This is a genomic window from Plantactinospora alkalitolerans (assembly GCF_015690345.1).
GTDB lineage: Bacteria > Actinomycetota > Actinomycetes > Mycobacteriales > Micromonosporaceae > Plantactinospora > Plantactinospora alkalitolerans.
On record NZ_JADPUN010000360.1, the window covers coordinates 1 to 3646 of the forward strand.

The following is a 3646-nucleotide window of genomic DNA, read 5'->3' on the forward strand; positions in this document are numbered from 1 at the left end:
CGCCGGACCCCGATTGGGCGTACGCAGCAGCCCGCCCGCGGTTCCGTGGATCGCCCCGCCCGGGCGGCGGCCTGCCCATGGTCGCCCTGTCGGCGCAGATCGTCGCGGGCCGGATCGGTCCGGCCTGACCGTCTCGGCGTCGTTCCGGGCCGGTCATCCCTCGTTCCGGGCCGGCCGTTCCCCGCTCGGGCCGGCCGTTCCCCGCTCGGGCCGGTCATCCCTCTTCTCCGGGCAGGTCCCGCCGGCTCAACTCCATATCCGTCGGTTCCCGCCTGGCCAGTTCCTTTCCCGGAACTCCGATTCCGGCCGGTCCCGGTCCGGCTGGCTCGCCCCCGATCGGTCTCCGGCCCGACGACTCCTCGCCGACCGGGCGGCCGGCCGGGGAGGACTTTCCGGACGACTCCGGTCCGGTGTTCAGCGAGCGGCGCACCGCGGAGATCAACTGGACCATGCCGAAGAAGCCGAGCAGGACCCAGATGGCGGTGGCCAGGGTGATGATCCCGGCCGCCAGCTCCGGCATGACCAGGTGAGCCACGCTGGCCAGCAGCAGTCCGACCACGGCCACACTGACCCGGCTCGGCCGCTCCCCCACCGTCACCGTGCCGATCTCCTTCATTCCGGCCGAGACGGAGCGGGCCCGGGTGTACTCGTGCAACCAGGACAGTGCCCCGGCGGCGACCACCAGTTCCCCGGGGGCACCCACCAGCCAGAAGGCGATCAGCCAGCAGACCTCGCCCACCCGATCGGCCAGCGAGTCGTAGACGTATCCGAGTCGGGTCGTCCGGCCGGTGACCACCGCGACCGCACCGTCGATGCTGTCCGCGACCGAGGCGAGCAGGACGAAACCGGCCGCGACGAGCGGCCCGACCGGCCCGGGTGGCGCCTGGAGCACGGCGACCGGTACGCAGGCGCAGAGGAGCACGCCGAACGCCGTGACCGCGGTCGGCGACACCCGCAGTCGAGCCAGAAGACAGCCCAGGTGGTACGACATGCGCAGCCAGCGGCGCACCGACGTGGTCGCCATCCGGGGATCGAAACCGCCGTGCAGCCGCGCCCACTTGTTGGCGTACTCGTCCCAGGTCAACCGGTTGCCCACCATGGCTCAACCGTCGGACGGTGCCTCAGGTGGCGCCCAACCGGTCATCGCGGGCCGCTGCCGGTCATCAGGCCGCCGCCGGTCATCTCGGGCCGCCAGCGGTAATCTCGCGCCGCCGCCGGTCATCCTGCGCCGCCACCGGTCAGACCCGCACGCCGGCCTGGAGGGTCTGCCAGACCTCCCGGGTCGCGGTCGACCGGTTCAAGGTGATGAAGTGGATCCCCGGTACGCCCTCGTCGAGCAGCCGCCGGCACATTTCGCTGGCCTGCTGGATGCCGAGCTGGCGGACCGCCTCCGGATCGTCCGCGATCCGCTCGAACTGGGCGGCCAGCGCGGGCGGGAACGGCGCTCCGGAGAGCTGCTGCGAGCGCTCGATGGTGCTGAACTGGGTGACCGGCATGACGCCGGGCAGGATCGGCGTGTCGCAGCCGGAGGCGGCGACCCGGTCCCGGAGCCGGAGATAGTCGTCGGCGTCGAAGAACATCTGGGTGATCGCAAAGTCGGCGCCGGACCGGCACTTCTGGATGAAGTACTCGGTGTCGGTGGCGATGTCGGGTGAGCGGGGATGCTTGTACGGGAAGGCGGCCACCCCGACGCTGAAGTCGCCCGAGTCGCGGACCAGCCGGACCAGGTCCTCGGCGTAGAGCACGCCCTCCGGGTGCTGCACCCACTCCCCCATCGGATTGCCCGGCGGGTCGCCACGGACGGCGAGCACGTTGCGGACCCCGGCACCGGCCAGTCGGCCGATCACGTTGCGCAACTCGGCGACCGAGTGGTTGACCGCGGTCAGGTGCGCCATCGGCAGCAGGGTCGTCTCGGTGGCGACCCGCTCCGTCACCGCGACCGTGGTGTCCCGGCTCGACCCGCCGGCCCCGTAGGTGACGGAGACGAACGACGGACGCAACGACTCCAGCTCCCGGATCGCCTGCCACAGCAGACGCTCGCCATTGGCGGTCTTGGGCGGGAAGAACTCGAACGAGAAGGTCGGCTGGGGGCCACGGACGAGGTCCCCGATCGACGGTGGCGAGTCGGGGAGGATGGAGGGAAGACCGAGGGCCACGCCGCGACTCTACCGGGCGTACCGGCCCGATCTCATCCCATCGCGCGCCGTTCGGGGCGGGGAGTCGGCTTTTCGATGTCAGGTCGGCGTCACAGTCCCGACCCAACCCGATCATCCGGCCCGCCCCGAGCGAGGCGGCCGGCAGGCGGCGAGCAGGCCCCGTACGGCGATCCGGCGGCCGTGACAGGGCCAGGGGTCCCCGCAGGTCCGGCAGGTGTTCGCGCCGGCCGACCCCGGCACGCTCGACAGCGGTCCCGCAGGCAGCGGTCCCGCAGGCAGCGGCACTCCGGACAGCGGTTCGACGGGCTGCGGACTGTGATCACGGTGCAGGCGTACGGCCAGCCGCCAGGCCATCGGCTGCACCACCTCCGGTGGTGGTTCGTCGGGCGGATTCTCCGGATCGAACGGCAACTCGCTCATCACGACACTCCTCGGCGGGTGGTCGGGCGGACTGATCCAGCCGCCACGGAACGAGCAAAACGTCGTTCGGACCGGCAGGGAGTAGCCAACGCCAGGGGGCCGGCCTCCTGGCCCCGGGGCCAGGGAGCCGGCCAGGGGCCAACGCGAACGATCCCGACCCCCTCGACGCCAGTTGGATGTTGATGACCTGTTGTCGTCCGGCGACTGTCAGTCGTTCCGGCGACAAAAAGTCGTCAAGATCGACGTAGACCGGGGGCGACACCGACCGTGAGCCGAGCGATCCGACCGTGAGCCGAGCGATCCGACCGTGAGCCGGGTGCCGGGTTCACCGGGGGCGGGCAGAACGTCGTACCGGGTCGGTAGGAATAGCCGACGCACGTGGGGCCGGCCGGACGCCGGCTCCAGGGGCCGTGCGCGGGGGTCAGCAGGAGGTTCGTCGACTATTCCGGCCAGAGGACCGCCATGACCCGCTTCGACCATGATCCCTTCGACATCACCACGCCTTCGCTCGGCACACTCCTGACCGAGCTGCGCCTCGCCCGGGGCTGGAGCCAACTTCGGGTGGCCGAACAGCTCTGCGCGGCCTCCGGCGTACCGACCGTCAGCCGGCACGAGGTCTCCCGATGGGAGCGGCAGCAACGGGTTCCCGGCGAGTTCTGGCTCGGCTGGCTCGCGGCCGTACTCGACGTGTCCATCGCCGACCTGACAACCGCCGCCGCGACCACCCGGGCCACGATCGGGCTGGCCGAGGCACGGTCCGGGAGTGACACCGGCCCCGGCGAGACGTCCGGGATGACCCGGATCCGCCAGGAGTTGCTGGCCTCGGCGCACGCCTGGCTCACCGATCCGAACGACCCGCTGATGGAGCCGCCCGTACCGCCGGCCCGGCGGCTGATGGAGCCGCCCGTACCGCCGGCCCGGCGGCTGACGACGTCGCCCCCGGCGGCAACTCCGGCGTCGGGGACGACGCCGGGGCCGGGGCCGGAGTTGCCGCTCGACGCGACCGGCCTGGCCCGGCTGCGCCGGCTCGACGACCTCGTGGGCGGGCGGGACCTGCTGCCCTCTCCGGC

Annotated in this window: 3 protein-coding genes and 1 pseudogene; 1 reads left to right on the forward strand and 3 read right to left on the reverse strand. The window is 72.2% G+C overall.

Annotated elements, in window-relative coordinates; translation table 11 throughout:
* Window positions 1–415: 415 nt before the first annotated feature.
* From I0C86_RS37455 to I0C86_RS37465, 3 genes and pseudogenes are all read right to left on the reverse strand, one after another.
* Window positions 416–1099, reverse strand: a pseudogene (locus tag I0C86_RS37455) (CDP-alcohol phosphatidyltransferase family protein); the annotation flags it as partial.
* A gap of 139 nt (window positions 1100–1238) precedes the next feature.
* Window positions 1239–2156 carry a methylenetetrahydrofolate reductase [NAD(P)H] gene (gene metF / locus I0C86_RS37460; protein ID WP_196206053.1) on the reverse strand — a complete coding sequence of 306 codons (918 nt, stop codon included), beginning with the start codon at window positions 2154–2156 and terminating at the stop codon, window positions 1239–1241.
* Window positions 2157–2267: 111 nt separating this feature from the next.
* The gene (locus tag I0C86_RS37465) at window positions 2268–2576 is read right to left on the reverse strand and encodes a hypothetical protein (protein ID WP_196206054.1); all 309 of its coding nucleotides are present in this window, start codon (window positions 2574–2576) and stop codon (window positions 2268–2270) included.
* Window positions 2577–3038: 462 nt separating this feature from the next.
* On the opposite strand from I0C86_RS37465, the gene I0C86_RS37470 reads away from it, so the two are divergent.
* Window positions 3039–3646: helix-turn-helix domain-containing protein (locus I0C86_RS37470; protein WP_196206055.1), on the forward strand; the 608-nt coding region annotated here is incomplete at its 3' end.